This window comes from Okeania sp. SIO2B3 (assembly GCF_010672525.1).
Taxonomy (GTDB): Bacteria; Cyanobacteriota; Cyanobacteriia; order Cyanobacteriales; family Microcoleaceae; genus Okeania.
Window position 1 is genome coordinate 1 of the sequence record NZ_JAAHGH010000070.1, and the last position, 23,722, is coordinate 23,722.

At 37.7% G+C, this 23,722-nt stretch carries 19 protein-coding genes and 2 pseudogenes; 6 read left to right on the forward strand and 15 right to left on the reverse strand.

The window, feature by feature from the left end; translation table 11 throughout:
- The 3 genes and pseudogenes from F6K15_RS27755 to hypF form a co-directional block, all read right to left on the reverse strand.
- Window positions 1-297 (reverse strand): annotated as a pseudogene (locus F6K15_RS27755) (hydrogenase formation protein HypD); the annotation flags it as partial.
- Between the two features lie 516 nt (window positions 298-813).
- The gene (locus F6K15_RS27760; RefSeq protein WP_293067230.1) at window positions 814-1,062 is read right to left on the reverse strand and encodes a HypC/HybG/HupF family hydrogenase formation chaperone; all 249 of its coding nucleotides are present in this window, start codon (window positions 1,060-1,062) and stop codon (window positions 814-816) included.
- 296 nt (window positions 1,063-1,358) lie between these two features.
- On the reverse strand, window positions 1,359-3,782 hold the full coding sequence (gene hypF / locus F6K15_RS27765; protein WP_293067233.1) for a carbamoyltransferase HypF: 2,424 nt from the start codon (window positions 3,780-3,782) through the stop codon (window positions 1,359-1,361).
- A gap of 502 nt (window positions 3,783-4,284) precedes the next feature.
- On the opposite strand from hypF, the gene F6K15_RS27770 reads away from it, so the two are divergent.
- The 3 genes from F6K15_RS27770 to F6K15_RS27780 all read left to right on the forward strand — a co-directional run bounded on the left by F6K15_RS27770 (window position 4,285) and on the right by F6K15_RS27780 (window position 6,125).
- Window positions 4,285-4,593 carry a hypothetical protein gene (locus F6K15_RS27770; RefSeq protein WP_293067236.1) on the forward strand — a complete coding sequence of 103 codons (309 nt, stop codon included), beginning with the start codon at window positions 4,285-4,287 and terminating at the stop codon, window positions 4,591-4,593.
- Window positions 4,594-5,385: 792 nt separating this feature from the next.
- The gene (locus tag F6K15_RS27775) at window positions 5,386-5,805 is read left to right on the forward strand and encodes a XisH family protein (protein WP_293067239.1); all 420 of its coding nucleotides are present in this window, start codon (window positions 5,386-5,388) and stop codon (window positions 5,803-5,805) included.
- Complete coding sequence (locus F6K15_RS27780; protein ID WP_293067242.1) at window positions 5,793-6,125, forward strand: XisI protein; 333 nt, start codon at window positions 5,793-5,795, stop codon at window positions 6,123-6,125. The genes F6K15_RS27775 and F6K15_RS27780 overlap by 13 nt, the downstream gene beginning before the upstream one ends.
- A gap of 359 nt (window positions 6,126-6,484) precedes the next feature.
- Here the strand turns inward: F6K15_RS27780 and F6K15_RS27785 are convergent, their stop codons facing one another.
- Together F6K15_RS27785 and F6K15_RS27790 are read right to left on the reverse strand one after the other, a co-directional pair.
- Window positions 6,485-7,000 carry a hypothetical protein gene (locus F6K15_RS27785; protein WP_293067245.1) on the reverse strand — a complete coding sequence of 172 codons (516 nt, stop codon included), beginning with the start codon at window positions 6,998-7,000 and terminating at the stop codon, window positions 6,485-6,487.
- Between the two features lie 63 nt (window positions 7,001-7,063).
- Complete coding sequence (locus F6K15_RS27790; protein ID WP_293067247.1) at window positions 7,064-7,252, reverse strand: hypothetical protein; 189 nt, start codon at window positions 7,250-7,252, stop codon at window positions 7,064-7,066.
- Between the two features lie 156 nt (window positions 7,253-7,408).
- On the opposite strand from F6K15_RS27790, the gene F6K15_RS27795 reads away from it, so the two are divergent.
- A complete protein-coding gene (locus tag F6K15_RS27795; RefSeq protein WP_293067250.1) occupies window positions 7,409-8,476 on the forward strand; it encodes an RNA-guided endonuclease TnpB family protein in 1,068 nt (355 codons plus the stop codon).
- Between the two features lie 797 nt (window positions 8,477-9,273).
- On the opposite strand, the gene F6K15_RS27800 is transcribed toward F6K15_RS27795, so the two are convergent.
- Both F6K15_RS27800 and F6K15_RS27805 read right to left on the reverse strand, forming a co-directional pair.
- Window positions 9,274-10,083, reverse strand: coding sequence for an SDR family oxidoreductase (locus F6K15_RS27800; protein WP_293067253.1), 810 nt, complete (start codon window positions 10,081-10,083; stop codon window positions 9,274-9,276).
- 108 nt (window positions 10,084-10,191) lie between these two features.
- Window positions 10,192-10,401 (reverse strand): hypothetical protein, encoded by a 210-nt coding sequence (locus tag F6K15_RS27805; protein WP_363268858.1) that lies wholly within the window; start codon window positions 10,399-10,401, stop codon window positions 10,192-10,194.
- A gap of 1,542 nt (window positions 10,402-11,943) precedes the next feature.
- Here F6K15_RS27805 and F6K15_RS27810 point away from each other — a divergent pair.
- Window positions 11,944-13,440 (forward strand): sodium:alanine symporter family protein, encoded by a 1,497-nt coding sequence (locus F6K15_RS27810; RefSeq protein ID WP_293067255.1) that lies wholly within the window; start codon window positions 11,944-11,946, stop codon window positions 13,438-13,440.
- A 412-nt stretch (window positions 13,441-13,852) separates the two neighbouring features.
- Here the strand turns inward: F6K15_RS27810 and F6K15_RS27815 are convergent, their stop codons facing one another.
- The 8 genes and pseudogenes from F6K15_RS27815 to F6K15_RS27850 all read right to left on the reverse strand — a co-directional run bounded on the left by F6K15_RS27815 (window position 13,853) and on the right by F6K15_RS27850 (window position 21,669).
- Window positions 13,853-14,086, reverse strand: coding sequence for a hypothetical protein (locus tag F6K15_RS27815; RefSeq protein ID WP_293067258.1), 234 nt, complete (start codon window positions 14,084-14,086; stop codon window positions 13,853-13,855).
- Between the two features lie 661 nt (window positions 14,087-14,747).
- The gene (locus F6K15_RS27820) at window positions 14,748-15,095 is read right to left on the reverse strand and encodes a hypothetical protein (protein ID WP_293067261.1); all 348 of its coding nucleotides are present in this window, start codon (window positions 15,093-15,095) and stop codon (window positions 14,748-14,750) included.
- Window positions 15,085-15,312 (reverse strand): hypothetical protein, encoded by a 228-nt coding sequence (locus F6K15_RS27825; RefSeq protein ID WP_293067264.1) that lies wholly within the window; start codon window positions 15,310-15,312, stop codon window positions 15,085-15,087. The genes F6K15_RS27820 and F6K15_RS27825 overlap by 11 nt, the downstream gene beginning before the upstream one ends.
- 57 nt (window positions 15,313-15,369) lie before the next feature.
- Window positions 15,370-16,245, reverse strand: coding sequence for a hydrogenase nickel incorporation protein HypB (gene hypB / locus F6K15_RS27830; RefSeq protein WP_293067267.1), 876 nt, complete (start codon window positions 16,243-16,245; stop codon window positions 15,370-15,372).
- Between the two features lie 664 nt (window positions 16,246-16,909).
- A pseudogene (locus F6K15_RS27835) lies at window positions 16,910-17,083 on the reverse strand (DUF2887 domain-containing protein); the annotation flags it as partial.
- A gap of 235 nt (window positions 17,084-17,318) precedes the next feature.
- A complete protein-coding gene (locus tag F6K15_RS27840; RefSeq protein ID WP_293067270.1) occupies window positions 17,319-17,984 on the reverse strand; it encodes a response regulator transcription factor in 666 nt (221 codons plus the stop codon).
- Between the two features lie 34 nt (window positions 17,985-18,018).
- Entirely contained in the window at window positions 18,019-19,257 is a 1,239-nt protein-coding gene (gene glp / locus F6K15_RS27845; RefSeq protein ID WP_293067272.1) for a gephyrin-like molybdotransferase Glp, read from the reverse strand.
- A 1,590-nt stretch (window positions 19,258-20,847) separates the two neighbouring features.
- A complete protein-coding gene (locus F6K15_RS27850) occupies window positions 20,848-21,669 on the reverse strand; it encodes a spondin domain-containing protein (protein WP_293067275.1) in 822 nt (273 codons plus the stop codon).
- A 1,042-nt stretch (window positions 21,670-22,711) separates the two neighbouring features.
- Between F6K15_RS27850 and F6K15_RS27855 the strand changes: the two genes are divergently transcribed.
- Window positions 22,712-23,722: ceramide glucosyltransferase (locus F6K15_RS27855; protein WP_293067278.1), on the forward strand; the 1,011-nt coding region annotated here is incomplete at its 3' end.

Genomic DNA, 23,722 nt, shown 5'->3' on the forward strand with positions numbered 1-23,722 from the left:
CGCATCGCCGAAAGTCGTAAAAATAACACTGGGTTTTTCCGCCAGAGCGATCGCATCATCTAATCTACCCCTGGGCATTACACAAACCGGACATCCAGGGCCATGTATTAGTTCGATATTATTAGGTAAAACTTCCTCAATGCCATACTTAAAAATAGAGTGAGTGTGACCGCCACAAACTTCCATTATTTTGAGTGGGCGATCGGTGCTGTATCCTAATTTTTGGCTGAGTTTATCAATTTCTTTAACTAAACCTTGTGCTTTGTGGGGGTCGCGAAATTCTTTAACATATTTCATATATTTTCTCCTATATAAAATTAAAATATCGTAGGTTGGGTTAAGCAGTAGCGCAACCAAACAAATGTCTATAGCAGAGAACAGGGAACAGTCGGAAAAGCAGTTCTCTGTCTAAAGTTCATCATCAGTCTATGTCAAACACCAACTCGTTCTTTGCTATATATATATTAGACCTCTCCGGAAAAGAGGGAGTAGGGAGTAGGGAGTAGGGAGTAGGGGGAAATAATTGATGATTTATGCACGATAATTGATTTAATTTTTGATTATCACCAGATGTCTATTATAGATATATATATCTATAATAGACATCTCCTCCACTCATAGGGAGTAGGGAGTAGGGAGTAGGGAGTAGGGGAAAAGAATTAATAATTTCTGTGCAATAGTTGATTTTATTTTTGATGATCGGAGATGTCTAATGGATATGCTGGGTTTCTTTCTTCAACCCAACCTACATAATAATAGACCAAATATGTTGGGTTTCCTTCCTCAACCAAACCTACATCTAACACCTACCTTTTAATTCATCACCGCAGCGACTTCCTGTAATAATTTCAAAGTTTCTGTTGCTTCTTCCTCATCTAAACGGTTCATGGCAAAACCAACATGAACTAATACCCAGTCACCAACACAAGATTCAACCGGATGTTTTTCATCAACAATACAAGCAATATTAACCTCTCGTTTCACCCCACTAATACTAACAGTTGCCAACTTCTTAGCAAAATCAGTTATTTCTATAATTTGACCAGGAATTCCTAAACACATTTTTATTAAATTAATCAACGTTTAATTAAAATTAAAACAAATTTTTTTATCCATTTTTGAGTTGCTAGAGAGTGCATCAATATAGTGTAGGCAATATTTTAATTTTACCTGCTTCATAAAACCGATATAAAACGTCACATAGCGACATTTTACTGTTTACTTCCTGCTTCTACCGGAACTGTCGGCAGCACTCCGTCCACAGGCATTGACGGTCAAGCCGACCGCATTTCTTAAATTAATACTTGCATCTCATACGCGGTCTATAGATATCCCACAATCAGGGCAGTTATAAGTCCCTACTCCCCTACTCCCCTACTCCCTGCCGCAGCAATAACAACCTGGCCCAGAGATAAACCGCCATCATTAGGTGGAACTTGACTATGGGTCAAAACTTCCAACCCCATTTTAATTAGACGATCGCTCACTCCAGAAAGCAACAACTTATTTTGAAATACCCCACCGCTCAAAGCCACTTGATTAAACTCACAACTCTGATGTAACTCAGCCACCATCTCAGAAATAGCGATCGCTAATCCTTGATGAAACTTAGCTGCCATCAGAGCCGGAGAAGCACTTTGTTTTGTTTCTATCAGTAAGGATTGCCACATCGGCTGTGGCACCAGATAAGTAAGAGGGAATTTACTATCTTTACTTAACTTGAGCATATTAAATTGATAACCTTCTATTTCTTTAGCATCATTTAATAAATACTCTGTTGCTAAAGCCTCTAAATTTATCGCTGCTTGGCCTTCATAACTACAAAATTCTCGACAAATACCAATCGCAGCAGCCACCGCATCAAATAACCGTCCGCAAGAAGAAACTAGGGGAGAATTAATCCCTTTTTTCATCATTTGATTCATGGTGGCCAGAGGTTTTGTTTGGAAAAAATTAAATAATTCTAAATCTTCGTAATCCTTAAGAAAATCTAAACCAAAAGCAGTTACTAAATGGGCATAAGTATTACGCCAAGGTTGATAAATAGCTTTTTCTCCCCCAATCATTGGCACAGGCTGAAAAGTTCCTAAACGTTCAAACCCGCGATAATCTGCCAATAAAAATTCTCCTCCCCAAATACTTCCATCCTCTCCATAACCCAATCCATCCAAAGCAATTCCTAAAACTGGTTTACAATCAATATCTAAACCATTTTCTGCCATACAAGCTGCAATATGACTATGATGATGCTGCACTTCAATCAATTTTAAATCATTAGCTACAGCCAAATCTTTTCCCAATTTTGTTGATAAATATTCCGGGTGTTTATCCACAACAATTGTATTCGGTTCAGCCTCCAATAAACCTAAAAAAAGATTCAAAGTTTTTTCATAAGCTGTAGCAGCCAAATTATTTTCCAAATCCCCAATATGTTGAGACAAAATAGCCTGCCCATCACGCAATAAACAAAAGGTATTTTTCAACTCACTTCCCATAGCTAAAATCGGAGAAATATTTGCAAATCCTGGGGGTAAATTAATCGGTGCTGGGGCATAACCACGGGCGCGACGTAACACTTGCGGAACTTCCTTAATAACTCGCACCACCGAATCATCAACCCGATTAAAAATAGGGCGATTATGTATTAAAAAATAATCAGCAATTTCTGATAGTTTCTCCCGCGCTTCTTGATTATCAATACACTGAGGTTCGTCAGAAAAATTGGCACTTGTTAATACTATGGGAACGTTTAAACGACGCAAAGCTAAATGATGCAATGGCGTATACGGAAGCATAAAACCTAGAGTATTTTGTCCTGGTGCAACACTAGGTGCTAACTGTTGTACAATAGTTTTCTGTGACAACACAAGTCCTGGTGCAACACTAGGTGCTAACTGTTGTCCAATAGTTTTCTGCAACAACACAATAGGAGCAGCAACACTTTCTAATAATTTCTGTTCCGCATCAGTAATGTGACAATATTTAGAAATTATCTCTATATCTCGCGCCATCAAAGCCAGAGGTTTGTCCGGACGGCGTTTGCGATGACGTAATTTTTGCACCGTCTCCTCATTAGTGGCATCGCAGGCAAGATGAAAACCCCCTAACCCTTTAATAGCAACTATCATACCCCGTTGGATAAGAGTACAGACCGCATCCACATCATCCAACATTGAAAACATATCAGCAGTTACAGGTTTACCATCCGCTCTTTCTAACCAAGCTTTCGGTCCGCAAACATGACAAGCGGTAGGTTGAGCGTGGAAGCGACGGTTAAGTGGTTCGGAATAGTTTTCCTGACATTCCTGGCAAAGATGAAAATCTGCCATAGTAGTATTTTGGCGGTCGTAAGGTAATTTTTTGATAATACTCAGACGAGGTCCGCAGTGCGTACAATTGGTGAATGGGTAGCGATACCACCTACTCATGGGGTCGAATATTTCGCTTTTGCACATCGAGCAGGTGGCAGCATCGGGAGCTATTTGGGTACAAACTGTATTGGTGGTGCTGGGGGCAATGATAAAATCCGCGAAATTTTGGTTGGGGAGTTGTTGTCTGGTGATGGTTTCGATGTTTGCCAGGAGAGGGCGTTCAGAATGTAATTTTTCGATAAATTCGTCAATGGTTGAGCGATCGCCTACAACTTTGATTAAGACACCTTGTCCGTCGTTACTAACTTCACCGCGCAACCCCAATGTTTTAGCAATGCGGTAGACAGTAGGGCGAAAACCGACACCTTGCACAGTGCCATAAACTCGAATTTCTTCTGTTATTTCAGACATTATGGATAATAATTATGATGATTTTTAATGTAAGCATTTCCTACGGAATGCTGCGCAAACAGCCGTCAGCTAGCCTCCTGTCGGAGGAACTGCGTTATCAGCACTTCCCTGCGGGATGCTACCCAAACAGCTATTGCTTTTATTTTTAGATAAAAGCTTTAATAATTGAGTCAAAATTTATACTTAATTTATACTTGCTACAAAAACTGGCTTTAAAGTCTATATTCATTTACAGCAGTTTTGGAGTTGATGAGGTAAAAATTTTAGGACTTTAGGGAGTAGGAACCCACCCCTAACCCCTCCCAGGAGGGGAATTTGGGAGTAGGGAAAAAAAAGATTAATTTTCAAACTGTACCTCACTATCCTAAAAAGTGCTGTAAACCCTATCATGAGAGCTGAGAGCTGACTGCTAATAGCTGTTTGCGCAGCATTCCGCAGGAAATGCTTATAATAACTGATAAAGTTTGTATGATGTGATAAAGTCTAGAAAATGATAATATTATTGTCAAGTATCAATCAGATATTCAACAGATTTTTCCAGCGTTGGAAATTTCATTTCTATGCAATTTTACCCCATCCCACTGAAGCTAAAATTTTGATGCTATCCGATGAGGAAAATAATTGTTTTCTACCCAATATTTGTATAAATGAAGATATACATCCTAGTGATTTTGCAACTATTCAAAAAGTAATAGAACAAGAACTTAAAATTTCGGCAAACATTTTATATTACGCTCATAATTATGACGATAAATCTCAGTGTGAAATTAAAACTATATATGTACTGGAAAATAATTATTTGGGAAAATAACTTTTAGAAAAATTAAAAGATGCTTCTTGGGTTGACCTTGAAACTTTGAAAAATATATCTCTAAAATTACCAGAACATAAATCAGTTATCCAAGAATATTTAACAGAAATTGAAAGTAGTAAAATTCCATAACTACGTCCACCTTGGGCTAGAAAAGCTTGGTTATACTCTGCCCAAAAATGGATTGAGGAGCAATTATTAGAATTAAATTATCAACAACTTTCTCCCGTAGAATGTATCAAAAGTTGGGGTATATCTTGTGTATTGCGGGTTAAGACCACAGCCGGAAATATTTATTTCAAGCAAGCATCTACACTACCTCTTTTTGGCAACGAACCATTTGTTGTTAAAGCAATATATTCGTGAAGAAAGGCGTGAATAAATTTTTGAGAATTTCAAGTTAACTCAAGTTGAACAACAAAAAGGAGATCTGAAGTTTTCCTCAAAAATAAACGAACTCAGACAACTAATATCTATTTCGGATAATTAATTATAGAGAAAGTTATAAGAAAATTGAAAATAATTAGGGCTTGCTGATTAAATCTAAAAGTATTTACAGATAAAGGTTATAGCCTTTTTTTGGCCTTTAAAAAGTGCCTGGTTTTCAGCTATTCGCGCTCAAAAAGTTAGTATTTTAGGTGCATAGTTGGGCAGAAAAATCTTGGGAAAATTCTTACTCCTACCTCCTCGCTCATTCCTTTTTCTCCTGTCTCCTGTCTCCTGTCTCCTGTCTCCTACCCCTACCACTCATACTTTCCATAAGCAAACCCTAATTCAAAAATAACTTTAATTATGTCAGCAAAAGATATCTTTCACGATACAGTCCGAACTGCTTTAGAAAAAGATGGATGGACAATTACTAATGATCCTCTATTTATTAAGTTAACTCAACAATTTAAGATTAATATAGACCTGGAGGCAGAAAAGTTTATTGTGGCTGAAAAGGCTACTCAAAAGATAGCAGTAGAAATAAAAAGCTTTGTTGGCAGGTCTGTAGTTTCTGAATTCCATCTAGCTGTAGGTCAATTTCTTAACTATCGCGTAGCATTAGAAAAATTTGCTTCAGAACGAGTGCTTTATCTGGCTGTACCTACAGATATTTATCAAGATTTTTTTTCAGATTCATTTGTACAAGCTGTGCTAGAAAGATATCAAATAAAACTGTTAGTCTTTCATATTAAAAAGGAGGAGATAATATTATGGAAAAACTAGATTATCGTGAATTAGTTCAGAAAATTATCAATCAACACGCTCACGAACATTCTGAGGAAGATATGGAAACCACTGAAATAATTTTCGACTTAGAACGCGATCGCTATTTATTGTTGTATGTGGGATGGCGTGATGAAGAGCGAATGTATGGATGTCCAATTCATATTGATATTAAGGATGGAAAAATTTGGATTCAGCGTGATTTTACCGAAATAGGATTAGCTCATCAATTGGTAGAATTGGGAGTACCCTCATCAGATATTGTTTTGGGGTTTCGAGCGCCTTATGTTCGACAATTTACAGGTTTTGCCGTGGTGTGAATTATAGGGGCAGTCGTTTGCCCTGTTTTAGCTGTTTCCTGTGTTGTCAGCATATCCTGACCAAACGTCCGCAGGCATTCTATAACTGGTAGTGGATATTGTTCATGTGCATATAGAAGCTATTTGGTATCTTTGCCCGCGGTACGGGTTTTTGGCAAAGGAGTCAGCTAGGGGAGGCGTTGGTAGGGCAATTTACAGGGATCGGGAGCTAGAGAAATAGAATAGGGGAAAAAGGTTGAAATTTACTTCCAGATTCACTACCTCCCCACACTCCCCCCCTATATTTTTAAATAGAACCCATTTGGGATCTATAAGGTAAAGCGAGGCTAAGTCAGACCTTAACACTAAGGAACTTCGGCTCAACAGTTTCCATTTTCCATATCAATCATCCATTTAACTGGTTTACGAATGTATGTAGAAACTGCAAGTTGAATTTCCACAAAACCTCTAATATCATCACTGTTTTCGACTACAGTTTCCATAATGCGTTTACGATGTTGGATACGACGATTCTTTGATAACAAACATAAGACTTGGTTGGATACAAATATACGATGATTAAGGCTGGAGACCAGTGCTTCTGCCATACCAAGTTGAGTTACGCTCACATTTGGTGCTTCAAGTAGGAGTTTCTCAAGTGCTTGTTGATGATTCGTATTATCTTTTAAGTGGTAGTGAACTAGAGAAAGACCAAGATAAGCAACTGCTTTACGGAAGTTTTTCTCTAATCCTATTGCTCTATTGAAACTAGAGCGAGCCTCTCGGAGCAAACTATCTTTCTCTTGCTCAGAAATACTTGCCTGTTCAAGGGAACGTAATGCAGCAGATAAATCAGCCTGAGACAACCGATCTATCTTTGCATCAACAGAATCCAATTATTCCCGTTAGTGCAGCTATAGATAATGCGATTTTAGCGGTAGAAAATATCAGACCAATTTCTATTTCCATTTCCAAACTCCTAGACAAGATAGGAAAATTATCAGTTGTGAGCTGTCTAACTTAGAATTGTATCGCAGTTGTGGTACAATATCCTGTATAAGGTAAAAATATCGCCAAAATTTCAAACCCTTCTTACTCGCCATCTGAATTGGTTCTGGAATGGGATGAATTCTAATTAATTTTGTCATAATTAAGTTCTTCAGTATTGAAATAATTATATAAAGTTGAATATAGTTAAACATTTACTGTGATATACTAAATTTATATCTAACTTATTAACAATACCTGAAGCAGCAGAATTCCTGGGAGTACCAACAAATAAAAGAAGCAGCTGACTACTTAAAATGAAATCAATAAAGACTAAACTCAAAGTCAATAACAAACAAAAAACACTGCTGGCTAGACACGCTGGAGTGGCTCGTCATGCATATAACTGGGGATTAGCTACTTGCATTTATGAGTACGAATCAACCAAGAAACGCCCTAGTGCTATCAGTTTGCATAAGCGTTTAGTAGCTGAAGTTAAATCAATTAATCCTTGGTACTATGAGGTATCTAAATGTGCCCCACAACAAGCATTAAGAGACTTAGAAAGGGCATTTAAAAACTTTTTAACTATCCCTAAATTTGGATTCCCTAAATTTAAGAAAAAAGGGAAAAAAGACAGTTTCTATCTAGAAGGAAGTATTAAAATTATTCAAGGAAACTACATAAAACTACCAAGAATAGGAATAGTAAAAACTTATGAAATCTTACCCACTGTACCAGTAAAAAATGTCACAATATCAAAAAGAGCAGATCATTGGTACATCAGTTTTAAATATGACTATCAAACAAACCCTACTGCAAAAGGACGAGATATTATCGGTGTAGATGTTGGTATAAATTCTCTAGCAACTTGCAGTGATGGAAGCCAATTTGCTAACGTCAAACCCTATAAGCAAGCAAAAAAACGACTAACTCGTTATCAACGCCGTGTCAACAAAAAAGATCCTGGTTCCAAAAACAGAGCCAAAGCAGTAAAAAAACTAGCAAAAGTTCACAAGAAGGTAGCTGATATTAGAGCAGACACACTCCATAAACTCACGACATGGTTAGCTAAAAACCACAGCACCATTGTAATTGAGGATTTGAATGTGAGTGGTATGCTCAAAAACCACAAACTAGCAAGTGCAATAGCAGATTGCGGCTTTTATGAATTTAAGCGTCAGCTTACATACAAGTGTGAGTGGTACGCTTCAAAGTTAGTAATAGCAGATAGATTTTATCCAAGTTCTCAATTGTGTTCTCATTGTGGGCATCAACAAAAAATGCCATTACATAAGAGAACTTACGAATGTCGAAACTGTGGTTTCTCAGCAGACAGAGACTTTAATGCTGCCGTCAATTTGGAAAATTATATACATCAGTAGCTTGAGTTCCAAGCGATTTTAAGCCTGTGGAGAAGATAAGTTACAGACTACGGTCAGTGGTCTTCTGTGAAACAGGAAGCTAGCTCCAAAGCTCAAGATATTATTTTGGGTAAGTTTGGATAAGTTTAGTAGAACGGTAGAGTCAGTCTATCTGAAATCAATTTAAGGATTTCAATATATTTCAGGCAGATGAAAATATTGTAGTGCGGGCATCTTGCCCGCGACGGGTGTACCTCACGCTTGAAAGCAGGATAACACTAGGTTTTGCTGTACCCATAGCTCCACTGAACACTATGCTATCAAACTATGTTTTGCTGACGTATAGCTCCGGTAAACGCTAACACGATAGAACTCCGTTCCGTTCCGCTTCGCGATCGCACTCCCACTCACTTTTTCTTATTATCTTTATTTTTCATTTTAATAAGCACCTACGCAGAGCGAATTACTTACCTCAAAAATACACCAAAATTTCCTTCAAATCAATACTGATGTATTCCTTACATATCAATGCTTTTAACAAATGGCCGAAAAAGCGCAATAACTACGTTTTGCTGTGCTATAACAGCCTATTTTTACCTCTAAATAGCTCATTTGAACTTTTTTTGGAAAATTCAGTTTAAATTCCAAATATATTTGACAAAAAATATAAGCTTAACTAATATCAACTTTTTTGCCCCACTGTTGGACATAAATTGTCCATTCTTTACCGAATAATTAAGGAAAAATTTCTCTTCTTTTCAAGGAGATGTAATTATTCATTATTCATTATTCATTATTCATTATTCATTGTTGAACCCCTACTCCCTACCTAAAGTTTGAATCACAATTAAATCCATATACCACTGAATTATTGGCGCCAATAAACTATGAAGTTTATCCAGCAAAGTCATTTCCAAACCAGGAGCGATCGCGAAAGTTTTCTTCTTCATTCCCCGCAGAATTTCAACAGCCATATCTTCAGCACTCCAGACTCCAGAAGTTGCAGTAATACGTTTAGTTTCCAAAGGCTTAGTTTTATTCTCTTCCTCCAACTGTGGCGTATCTGTATCTGGCGGATAAACTACAGAAACAGAAATTCCAGACAATTTCAACTCTCCACGCAGAGACTCTGCCAAACCTCTAATAGCAAATTTACTAGGGCAATAAGGAGTATAACCATAAATTCCAATCAAACCAGCACCAGAAGAAATCATCACAATATGCCCTTTTTTTTCTTGTTCCATCATTGGTAAAACTGCCCGCACGCAATAGAGAGAACCAAAATAATTAATTGCCATGGTCTGCTCAAAAATTTCTATTGGCAATTCTCGAAAATAACCAGGGTGAGAAATACCCGCAGCAGTAATCAACAAATCTGGCATACCTATTTCTTTGACTGCTTGATGGATGGCAGTTTCCGTTGCTTCCTGGTGCGCAACATCTGTGGGGATAGTAATAATTTTTTGTTCTGAGTTAAGGATAGTAGCAGTTATTTCCGCTCTTGCTACCTCCAGTTTTTTCGGGTTACGAGCAATAATTGATATATTGCTTCCTTCCGTAGCAAGTAGTTTAGCTATTTCCTTACCTATACCACTAGAACCACCCGTGATAATTGCGTGTTGCCACATAATTTGCTAGTAAATCTTAACCATAAAATTAATTAGATTTTACCACAGTATTGATGTCTCCAAGCGTTAAAACAGCCTGGATTCTAAGCGGATGTGCTTATACGGGCGCTATTGCCACGCAATGCACTGCTTACGATATTTTTGAGTTAGATTATCCAACTTATATCGCTGTGGGAGCATCAAGACTCCCCTACAGACCTTGGCTAGATTAATTTCTAGCTGTGTCGATACTTTTCTTAAAATATTGGCTGCTCCATTCGTATCAGCATTGATTAATTGACCTGTTGCTGAACGATCTCTCTCTAAGACCTGCAACATGAGTGCAGATTGACCTTGAATGGCGCACCTTCGTTCTCGACCTATATTCTTAGGTGTCTTAAAGAGGTTTCCTCGTTCCCTTATCCCTTTATTGCGGCTGATTTAGTGAGGTAAAATCTCCCGGAGGGTTCTGTATGGCTGTTGATATAAGCGATGACATACCTATACCCATTGATCCTCTGACTTTCGTCCTACACTCCATAGCTACCTTTGGGGTGGTCATGTATAACGAGAGCTTAATTACCTTCCTGTTTGTTCACTTGTCAGCCTCTGCTAGCGGTATCGTTCCTTGGTAACTGGTATTTTCCCGCGTTTAGACCAGCTTCATCAGTTTTGATGTTCAGTCTCCCTAATGTGGCCTATGCTGTCAACCCAACAACAGGGCAAGTGGAATTTCACCACTAAGGAGATAAGAGTTTTCACAGGGCGAAGTTTTACTTCATGTTATGACCTGGAAGGTTAGATATACTTTGCTTTTTAGCAGTTTTTGGCTAACCAACGAGTCGCACGACATCCGTACATTAATCATCATTTCCTGTAGATATAATAGCACTATTGAAAACCAAACCGGAAAGTAACGCCGCTTTGTTACCCGCGTGTCGTTATTCAACTAGCCGTTAAAACTAGCTGGCTAACTTCCTCCCGTCATTTTTTTTATGTTTGAAAGACAGTATTTAAGGCTAAAAATGGGTGCATCTCAATGCCTGAATAAAGCCAAAAATTTATAGCTTTTAGGGAACAAGGAATAGGGAATAAGAAAAAAATATTTTTGCAAATATGAGATGCACCCCTAAAAATTCAATATAAAATCAATAAATTTGTTCTTTTTGTACTCAATTTGACTAAAATTTGTATCAGATTGATTATAATTATTGTTGTTCTACTAAATCTGATGTAAATAATTAACAAAGAAATTAAGTGTAATTTTACAATTAGTAATTTGTCATAGAATAGAACATTTAGAGTATGACTAAAATTCAATATTTCTTGGTATTCTGACTTTATGAAATTAATTTATAATCTAACTGGAATATATAGATGTGAGCGTTAATTTTTACTACTTCTCTATTTTGCCTTTAATTAAAGCTTGCCTACTTATATGTAGTATTAATATATATTATATTAAAAATAAATAAGCATTTTATTTAACCATTTTATCGAATAACAATAGAGGTGTAAAATTCACAAAATCAATCATTTTTCCTAGTCTTGTTCCTCAAAAAAATCTCTTACCGAATAATTAAGGTTTAAAGCCTCTCCTTTAAAGGAGAAAAGGGGTCGATCTTCGGAACTTCCTGGTGAGATATCCTCCCTGGCCGACCATCGATAAAGAGAAAAGAAAAAATTTTTCCTACCGTGTCAATCCTCTTCTTTTCAAGGAGAGGTAATAATTAATAATTAATTATTAATTATTCCCTATTTCCCAATTTCAAGATATTTTTATGTACAACTAAAATCAGACCGCTATATACCTGAAACATTTGTAATTTCATGTTATAAGTGTCTAAATCAACAAAAATGATTAGTAAGTAAAGTTGAAATATGAAAAGACAAACTTGGCTATATATACTCCTATTTCTATTAATACCAACTGTTGCCTTAGCCCAAGAACCTGAAACAGGACAGACTTTTATTGATACCATCGATCAAACCTTTTCAAGTTTCGTAGGTGTAATATTTAGTATTCTTTTCTTTAAAATCGGCGGCTTTCCCTTCATAGTTTTATGGTTAATTGTTGGTGCAATATTTTTCACCATCCGAATGCAATTTATTAATATTCGAGCCTTTAAACACGCCATTGATATCGTGCGTGGAAAATATGACGACCCCAATGACCAAGGAGAAGTTTCTCACTTTCAGGCTTTAGCAACAGCATTGTCCGGAACAGTAGGATTGGGTAATATCGCAGGTGTAGCTGTAGCTGTGAGTATCGGTGGCCCTGGTGCTGCATTCTGGATGACAATTGCTGGTTTTTTTGGCATGACCAGTAAATTTGTGGAATGTACTTTGGCTCAAAAATATCGCATTGTTCAACCAGACGGTACTATTTCTGGTGGCCCAATGCGTTATTTGTCGGCAGGTTTAGCAGAAATCGGACAGGGAACTTTAGGCAAGATTTTAGCTGTGCTATTTTCTGTGTTGTGTATTTCTGCTGCTTTCGGTGGCGCTAATATGTTCCAGGCCAATCAGTCTTACGGTGCAGTTGCTAATGTATTACCAGGTTTGCCTAGTTGGGTTTATGGTTTGGTGCTGGTAGTTTTAGTTGGATTAGTAATTATTGGTGGAATTCAACGCATTGGTATGGTGGCAGGTACTCTTGTACCTTTGATGTGTTTGCTATATGTTTTGGCTTCCTTATTTATTCTTTTGGTTAATATTACAGAAATTCCTGGGGCGATCGCTACTATTATCTCTGGTGCTTTTGTTCCTAAGGCAGTAGAGGGTGGTATTATTGGCGTGATTATTCAAGGGTTTCAGCGTTCAGCTTTTTCTAATGAAGCTGGAGTAGGTTCGGCAGCGATCGCTCACTCTGCGGCCAAAACTGATGAACCTATTCGTGAGGGTTTAGTAGCATTGTTGGAGCCATTTATTGATACTATTGTGGTCTGTAATATGACCGCTTTGGTAATTGTAATTACTAAGGTATATAGTGCAGATGAATTTGCTGCTTTGCGTGAAGCTAAGAAAGGTGCAGAGTTAACTTCGGCTGCTTTTGGTACTGTTTTGGCATGGTTTCCCATTTTATTGGCGATCGCTGTTTTCTGTTTTGCCTTTTCCACAATGATTTCTTGGAGTTACTACGGCGAACGTTGTTGGGATTATTTATCTGGTGGTAGAGGGTTGATTATTTACAAAATCTTGTTTTTGGTTGCTGCTTTTGTTGGTTCAGTATCAAACCCTTCTTCAGTAATTGATTTTAGTGACGCAACTCTGATTTCGATGGCTTTTCCTAATATCTTGGGGGGCTATTTTTTATCCGCTCAAGTAGCAAAGGATTTACAAAATTATATGGGTCGTCTCAGTAAAGGAGAGCATTGACTTAATCAAAGAATAATGATATAATGCGTTAAAAAGCGCCTCTATTTAGGGCTTGCTGAAAAAGTCTTATGGGTGAGGGTAGGAGACAGCTATACTGGAGACAGGAGGAACGGGGAACTATAGAGGAGGTAGAAGAAAGAATTGCCCCTTAATTTTTTCGCCCTTGTTTCCTGAAAATGCGCTCCTTTTTGAACAACAGCCACCTAAAAGATTGAACTTTTTTCGACCAAAAAAATGCTCAAGCTTCTATTTGGCAATGCTTTGATAATTAATCAGCAAACCCTATTTAGACAGGTGGCCAATAGGCGTATTTGACACTCCACGCGACTTTAGTCGCGTGGATTCGTGACTAGGAGCTGCAAGATCGGGTTAAAACCACGATTTTCACATTGCTCGTTTACGAAGTATGCCGTTAGGCAAACAACCACATTGCCAGTACCGTACCGTAGTACGTATACAGCAGCAGTAGGGGCGATTCGCGAATCGCCCCTACTAGGCGGTGCCAATTGCCACTACTCTCTCCGGCCAAAAGGCCATTGAGTCTACCTTTTAAGTTATTAATTAATAATAACACATTTTTTTGACTACGGGTTAAAACCCGCGCCCGTCGTTTCCATCCACCGCTTAAAAGACGGTGGTTTCCCACTTACCGAATTTTTATGATGAAATCCATCACAACCAAGCTCAAACTTAATCAGGACTTACGCACGGACACCAAATCGAGTGACGGTGCCATTCGGAACTTTGCGGAACACAAATGCCATTCGCCCCTACATATGGTGTTTTCAAGGTAAATTTGCGTAAGTCCTGTTAATAACAAACAGAAAACGCTCTTGGCTCAACACCCTACGGGATAACTTTGTTAACGACCTGTGAAAACTTTTATGTCCTTAGTGGTGAAATTCCACCGCCTTGTTGTTGGGTAGAAAGCATAGACCACGGGGTAGCGACTGAACATCAATCCCCGAAGCTGGTTTAAATGGAGTCAAAGCTTTAACTACCAAATAAGTGAGACTCCTAGCAGAGACTGACAAGTGAACACACAGGAAGGTAATTAGGGTTTGCTTATGGAAAGTCTTTTTGCTCTTTGTAGGGAGTAGGGACCCACCCCTAACCCCTCCCAGGAGGCGAAAAAGGGAGTAGGGAGTAGTTAGGAGGTAAAAGAAATGGGAATTACAGAGTCAGTGGCCAAAACAATAGTAAGAGTGATTTTTCGGCTTTTGCTTCCCGCTGGAGTTTAGACTACGACAAAATTTCCCAAGATTATTTTGGGTGAAAAAAGAAGGTAAATTAACCAAAAATTGAGTCTAGGTTTTCAGATTTTTGGCTTTTTTGGGGGAACTTTTTCGTTTTTTTACTACAGGATAACGGGTTCTTTTACTTCTGAGTTTACCTGTTTTCCAACCAGTGGATTTTCCACGGGGTTTGGGAGTTTTAGCAGGGGTTCCAATCTCGACTAAAAGTCTGAACATTGATTGTGCAACCCTTCCAGGGCTTAAGTTTTTCTGAGGCTTTTGCCAATAATGATAACCACGGTCTTTTAAAGTAGTAGTTAGAACTGCATCCATTAAATCATAAGTGGAATCCTGGGCAAACCCTAGTAAATTGTAGGTATCAGTCCGAAATTTTTGCAGTCTATTTATGTTAGTATTCATCAGGGAGAGTTACGTTTCTATTTAATCGCTTTTCAATTTTCTCCCTTTTTCTGAAATTTGATTTATTAATATCTGTTGAGGAAATCTGGGGAATTTGAGAAATAATTCCCTCTAATAACTTCACATCATTTTTTTTAAGTACCATTTCATAAAATTTACGAAAACGTAAATAATTTACAGCCAAAGCCTGAGAGGAGCAAGAAATACACCGAGTCATAACTCTGATGAGCAAGTCTTCGTCTTCCTTTTCCTCTGTTTCCTTTCCTTATTTTTTCTAAGAAATAATTTGATTTTTCAACCACTTGTACCAATCATTTAAACCTTCCCCACTGGTAGAAGAAACCTGAAATATCTTCATCTGAGAATTTATCTGTTTTGCATATTCAATACAACGATTAACGTCAAATTGTAAATAAGGCAATAAATCAATTTTTGTCATAATCATTACCTGACTTTCCCGAAACATATAGGGATATTTAATCGGTTTATCTTCTCCCTCAGTAACTGATAGAATCGCTACCTTAAAATTTTCACCCAAATCAAACAATGCCGGGCAAACTAAATTCCCTACATTTTCAATCATCAAAACTGAATTTAAAGGAGGGTTTAATTCTGTATAACCTTTCTCTATCATTGAAGCTTCCAAGTGACAACCTTTACCTGTATTAATTTGCACTACATTACAACCAGTTTGACGAATTTTTTCCGCATCATTAATAGTTTCTTGGTCGCCTTCAATAACGCTAAATGTTAACTCGGATTTTAAATCGTTAATCGTCCGAGCTAATAAAGTAGTTTTGCCAGAACCAGGAGAACTAACTAAATTTAAAGCTAAAATATTTCGACCTTTAAACCAACCTCGGTTTTGAGCAGCCAAAATGTCATTTTTATGTAAAATCTTCTGTTCTAAACTAATAGTAGTGCCGTGCATTTTGGCATGAACTTCAGACTTTTGATGCTGATGATTATTTTCCTGGGGAGAGGTGGGATGTTCGTGAGTATTAGTATGAGAATGGGTGTGAGTAATTACAGTACCATCTGGCAGAGTATGAGTATGGGAATAATGATTATTTATTGCTGTTTTTTCCCCAGTTTGAGAATTAGTAATAGTAGTTTTACTATCATCGGAACAACCACAAGTTACACACATTATTTTTCTACTTCCTTTTCTTTGATTTGAAGTTATTGAGCTTTGATTATGTTAATTAAGTTGCCAAAACATTCAATCTCTTTTTTCGGCGTTGCATCATCATGGGATGATTTTGATATGTGTCAAAAAATTTGTTTCGCTCTATCAACATTTTTAGATGCGTGCAAATTTGATTATCATCCTGCAATTATGCAACACCCTTTTTTCAGTTTGTTTTGCTAATCTTTGAACCTCCTCTCAAGATAAGTCTAAATATTCAGCAATAATTTCTAAGGTTAAACCTGAACGAATGGGATAGATAACTACTATGTACCAAGAAGTGAAGTTCTCTCCCGTTAAATCAGAGATTATAACGGGAGACCCCTTGCCGAATCTAGTTGGGCAGTTGATATTGTAGTCAAAAGACAGGACTTACGCAGAACTACCATATTATAGTAGGGGTGAACGGCCGTTACCCTCTACGGATAGTGTATGATATAATGTCCGGTAGCATCGGAGCGTGTATAGAATTAATTCACAATTGGAAGAAACCCTTTCCTAGGTCATGCTATGCAAACAGCATAGCTACCCTCTGACCTCTGCCTTCCTTCCACCAAAGTATAAGTATTCAAGGGGACATGATATGATTTGATATTTTGCGTAAGTCCTGAAAGAGAAATAATTAGGCAAAGAGACAGTAACAGAGAAGATCGTCAGGTTGAAATTGGACTTCAACGAGATAAAAATATTTATTGGGGTTATTGTCAGTCGGTAAGAATAAACCATCTAAACGAAAAGATAATTGTTTAACTTCACGGGAGGTAAATTCATAGATTTGAGTATGGGTAATTACTGATATATTTTTATCTACTGTTTCTTGTTACAACTTGATAATTTACGACTACATTTTTCCTCTTTCTAACTTGTCTGCGCAAAATTCCAACTTGCCTACTAAAAATGCAAAGAGTAGTCCCCACCCAACAAATTTCTAAAAAAGATATAAATGCGTGATATTTCATTTTTTCCTCTACCTCTAGTTAAATAAAACTCATAGATAAAAATTTATTTATTTTGTAAATTAATTACAGTCAAATTCACACCAAACCCGTTCTCAAAGCAACAACAGCTGCTTTAACTCGATCGTCAACTGCTAGTTTATTCATAATACCTTTAACATGAGTTTTAATAGTATTCGGGCTCAAAAAAAGGTCTTTAGCAATTTCAGTATTAGTCTTACCCTCTACCAACAATTTTAAAACATCTAATTCTCTAGATGACAAATTAGCTGAATTTTCTGGCAGTGCTGGCGATGCTGGTTGCAAATGCTGAATCACCATTCGCCCCACCTGTGGATCTAGATAAGTCGCACCATCCATAGCAGCAGTAATAGCAGACATCAATCTTTCTACATTCGCCCCCTTTACACAATAAGCATCTGCGCCACTAGATAATGCACCCATAACTTCTTGCTGACTATCGTGAGATGTCAGTACAACAACTCGTGTATCTGGGAGTTTTTCCTTAATTTGCTGAGTAGCTGCAATACCATCAAGTTCTGGCATGGCAATATCCATAACTACTAAATTTGGTTTCTTTTCGATCGCTGCTGCCACACCCAACTTACCATTGTCTGCTAAACCTACTATTTCAATATTGGGATAATCACCCAAAACTTGCTCTAACCCAAGTTGCATCATTGGGTCATCATCTACAATTAAAATTCGTACTTGCTGTTGTTGATTGGTTGTTAACTGTTCCATAATTACCTTTTAATTTTCCTGATGTTGATGACCATCAACTTATTTTCAACACTTTTACTGACTCACCTATAGCTATCAAAGTTTCATTCAATGGTACAACTGCTAAACCTGTACTACCAGCTAAGTTAATTAAATTTCCAGAGTTGTGACTACCTCCAGCAAGTTGAAATTCATAGCCATTACTTCCTAAATTTAGCTGACCCCATAGATAAGTTTCTCGTTTACCGTTGGAGTGTAAATCTTGAAGCGATCGCGCTGTTACAAATTCAGGTCTCCATGCTGCTTCCTGAACTCCTGCCAATTTTTTCAGCGCTGGTTGTACAAACCGCCAAAAACTAACTAATGCTGAAACGGGGTTTCCTGGTAAACCGAAATATACACATTGAGTATCAGAAAATTTAGCAACAGTTAATGGTTTTCCAGGTTTAACTGCCACAGAATGAATATGAATTTCTGCTCCTAATTCTGTGAGAATATCTTCTATATAATCATAGTCTCCTACTGATACTCCACCAGTGGAAAGTAAAAAATCTGTAGTTGTTATTGCCCCAGCAATAGTTTTTTTCAATATTTCTCGTTCATCTGGGACAATACCGAGTCGTATTATTTCTGCTCCTGTCTGTGCTACTGCTACTGCTAAAGCATATTGATTTGAGTCTACTAACTGACCTGGTTGCAGGGGTTGGTCTGGTGTCACTAATTCGTTGCCAGTGGATAATATTCCGACTCTAGGTCGGCGATATACTGTTATTTTTGGACATTGAAGTGCTGCTAAAACTGCTATTTCAGAAGCACCTAAGATAATTCCTGGGCTGAGTAAGGGAGTACCTGCAGTATAAAATGAACCACGATATCGTACAAATTCTTGTTGATTTTTAGGAGATTCTAAGATGAGTACGTTATTGTCTTTTCGTTGGGTCACTTCTTGCATGACTACGGTATCTGCTCCTAGCGGCATAACAGCACCTGTAAAAATACGAGCTGTTTGCCCAGTCTGAATGTGCGACTGGGGTTGATACCCGGCTGGAATTTCTTCTATGATTGCCAAGGGTATTGGATTTTCTGGACTACAGTTTTTGACATCTGTAAACTTTACTGCATAGCCGTCCATTGCTGAATTATCCCAGTGGGGAAAATCAAGCTTACTGGTCACTGGGGTGGCTAATATGCGCCCCGATGCGCTTAATAGGTCTACTTTTTCTACATCCCTTTGGGTATCTAAGGGTTGTACTAGGTTTAAGATGATTGACTCTGCTTGGTCAACTGGTAGCATTTTCAATCTATAAGATTTATTTGGGTTATTTTAATTATAGATTGTATTTGACATCATTTCCTTGTTGTTTTTGTCCTTGGTCAAGGGTCTCAAAGTTATCTTGAGTTTTTGTCTTTGGTTGAATAAAAAGTCATGCAAATAGGCAAGTTACACCCAATAATTACATACTATCATAATTTTTTTCCTAATGCAACCCGATAAATCTCGGGAAAATTTTATGTGCTTTAGAAAATGAAAATAATTAAAAATTTGATTTGTGGTTTGAGGTGACTAAGAAAAAGGCGTTGCTGAATCAAGCTAGATATCATGTCCGCCTGAATATTTATACTTTGGTAGAAGGAAGGCAGCTATGCTGAGGGCAGCTATGCTGTTTGCGTAGCATGACCTAGGAAAGGATTTATTCCAATTGTGAGTTAATTTTATACACAAACGATACTACCGGACATGATATGAAACCTAAATTTGGCAAAATCTAAAATCCTTTTCAGTTTTGTCGTCCTGATATACGCTTTCCTTTTTGTCTTAAACTTTTTGTCCGTATTTGATTTTACTTTTTGAGTCCGTTGCTAGCTGGTGGCGCATGAACTGGTTTTTCTATTTATTCCCAAACATCTCTCTAGTTCTGCTATCCGTTCACGCAGGGCTTGATTTTCTTGCTCTCTATTTTTTGCTCTTTCTCTTCTGGACTCATCCTTGAATATTATACCAATTTTATGAATGTTTGCTACAAATAGTTAGGCTATTTCGTAAGGAGTCAACCCACCCCCAACCCTGACCGTAGAGGGGACGTCAGGAGGACCGAGTCATAATGAATAGCTTCAATACCAGTTTTGAGCTAGGAAATTCTATTTTTTGTCAAAGGGAGACCTCCTTTCATTAATGGATAATGGATAATTGATAATTGATAATTACCTCGGGTTTTAACCGTTACGGAATTGAATATCAGGAGATATTATTTCTTTTCTTGGTCGATGGTCGGACAGCGCAGGTTTCGGAGCCATCCCACCCTGCGGGAAGCTCCGAAGAGAGAACTCCGTTCCGCTGTCGCGTTTCGCGTCAGCGTTGCGTTACGCCAGTTTTGCGAAGCAAAAGCAAACGACCGCTGTCTTGGTCTCATGGATATGGCGCAGGTTTCGGAGCCATCCCTCGACCGCTTTTTTTCCCCTTAAAAGGGTCGGCTTCAAGGCGCGAATTATTTAATTATTAATTATTAATAATTCGGTAAAATCTTTTTCTCATGCTTATTATTCGAACAAATTATTTTTTCAAAATGGTATTACCAGATTTTTTCCCTAATGGCAATTACAGTATTTCGGACAAATGATGCACAAGTTTTACTATTAAAACTCTTGTGGTGCGGGCAAAATGGCCGCTAAATGTTTACCATTTCTGAATAGTAATGCTATATTTGATTACCATCTCCCTATCTCCCCATCTCCCCTACTCCCCATCTCCCCTACTCCCCATCTCCCCTACTCCCCATCTCCCCTACTCCCCATCTCCCCTACTCCCCATCTCCCCTACTCCCCATCTCCCCATTACAAAGATATATAGCAAACTTTTTGAGATTTGGAATTCCTACCTGGGCAGTTACGATTTATGGAACAAATTTCCCAATAATAATAACCCACCAAAAGCAAATAATCCTAAAGTAGTTGTCGGTTCGGGTACTGATTCAATAGTTATCCGTGCGATCTGATAACCTGGAGCGGTGAAATCACCATTAGGTGCTGCTGCTAGAATATTACCACCTTCGAGAAAACCAGGGTGGAAGGTAACAACTCCATTTTCATCAACACCTGTGTTAGGAGCTGCTTGAGCGAGAGCTGCAGTATTGCCTGGAATTTCGTCATTGACTTCTGTACCTGCATCCCAAACTCGATCGCCAGTAACAATAAAATCAGCACCCAAGAAGTTGCCATCTTCATCAAAAATTTTTATCCCTAGTGGGTTTTCATTAGCAATAAAAGCATCGTTACTTGGTAAACCCATTGCTCCGTAACTGAAATAGCGACTGCTAGCTAGACTACCATCTAGAGTAAATGTCATAGAAGCGCGATCGCCAGCAGTAAGTACCTGAAATGGGCCTGTTGGTCCTAATATTGTAGCTTGAGTATCCCCTGCGCCACTATTAGCAAAAGCAGTGGTGATCGGTCCTGTATTAGCATCTTCTGCTAATGCTTCGAGATATGCGGGTGCTGGTTGGTTTAAGTCAAAAATGTCGAAGTTGCCATCGTGAAAACCTACCCATAATGGAGAGAAAAAGAAACCATTAGTGGGAGCAACATTTTCTACTGTAACTTTTAATCTTGCTGCTGTTGCTGTAGATGTCATAGCAAAGGTAGAAGTTACTGCTATTGCTGTGGCGATCGCTCCACGAATATTTAGCCAAGTCTTACTATTTATATTCATTATTTTTTCCAAATACAATTATTTATCTCTCCGTTAAATTTCGGATGAGAGCTTAATTTAGATAATAAGAGCTAAATATTTTTTTGTATTGCTAATTCTTGCGGTTTGTATTGCATTCTTGCTGAGAATTATCTTAAATTCTCTAAGTTCTTAAACTTCTGAATTTATGTTTATAGCAATTCCCAAAAATAGCAGAATATAGGGGTGATTGTATTTGTATTTTGAAAAAAATAGAAGAAGTTAAAACAAAAAAAATCAATAACAAAATTTGAAACTTGTACTTATATCATTTATAAGCATTCAGCTCTTATGAGAGGGTTTAAATGAATATAGACTGTTTCAGCCAGCTTTTGTAATAAGTATAAATTCTGACTCAATTAGTAAAGCTTTGATCTAAAACTAAAAGCAATAGCTGTTAACGTAGTTCCTCCGGAGGAGGCTGGCTGATAACGCAGTTCCGACCATAGGAGGCTAGCTGACGGCTGTTTGCGCAGCATTCCACAGGAAATACTTACTATCATTTTCAGATAATTGCTGATAAATATGATTAGATAGTGTTTATCAAATAATAAAAAATCAAATCAATTATTGCACTCTTATTCACCAATTCTTTCCCCTTACTTTGTACGGACTTTGCATACAATGTTCCTATTTTCTCTTTTCTGTGATTAGCAATATGAGAAAAACACGCTCATATATTTTATCCCTCTTCTCATTATCTCTAAAAATTATTGGGGTTGCACATTATGGAATGATATTGCCAAAAATTAGTTTAGACTTTGACTAAAAAAAACCATTAATTAATCATTCTAGCAATTATCAAATCCAAAATCTTGTTCATCAAAAATATAAAATCATTCGTCACTGTGCAACGCCAAATTATTTATAACTGTTTAACCTAACATGATATTATCGGAAAGTTTCATGCTACTATTCTTGTCTTTTTTCGAGACTAGAGCAAATTGAGAGCGATCGCTATTGTTGCTAAATTATCACCACATAACTATACTTGAATTGAAAAAAATAAAACAAAAATCAATTAATGTTAACTCCCGTAGAGGTGCTTCAAATAATTTGCCTGATACCGATAGTCGGTGGGTCTGTATATTCAATCCTCAGTGTATGGACTACTAGACAATTTTTGAGGAAAACCACCCTAGACATAAATGCCACAGAAAAATTTAACCCACCTGTCACTGTACTTAAACCAGTACGAGGTATTGAAAAAGACCTCAAGTCAAACCTGCGTACCATTTCTATTCAAGATTGGCCTGAGTATCAGGTAATTTATTCAGTTCAAGACCCTGAAGATTTAGCCCTCCCTATTCTTAAGGATATTCAAGCAGAAGTAGACATTCAAAAGATTTTTGTTGTCACTAGCAATATTGAAGCGGGAGCTAATGGTAAAGTCAATAATTTACTTGGTGCCATAGCTGAGGCACACCACGATATCATTATTATCAGCGACAGTGACACAAATCTCAAACCAGACTACATCAAAAATATCATAGCTCCTCTATCCCATCCAGATGTGGGATGTGTCTGTACTCTCTTTAAAGCCAAAAGTGCCTACCGATGGTTTGAGAAGATGGAACTATTAACCATGAATGCAGACTTTATTCCTAGCGTTATATTTGCAGCAGTTACGGGAGCATCCAATGCTTGTTTGGGACCTTCCATAGCCATAAGTAGAAATACACTACAAGAACTTGGTGGTTTAGAGAGTCTCGCAGATTATCTTGTAGAAGACTACGAATTAGGGCGCAGGGTTTGGACTTCTGGGAAAAAAATGGTGCTTTTACCTTATATTATTGATGTGGTTGTGGACTTGAAAAATTGGCGACAATGGTGGACTCATCAAATTTATTGGGACCAGAATACATATTTAGCACGTTCCGGGCCATTTATCGCAACTATATTAATTAAGGCAGTACCTTTTGCTATTTTGTTCGCTGTGGCACGAATGGGAGACTTATTGGGTCTAGGAGTATTAGGGATTACAGTTGGTTTACGACTTCTGACCAGTGGGATAATTTTAAAAGAGTTGAAAGAT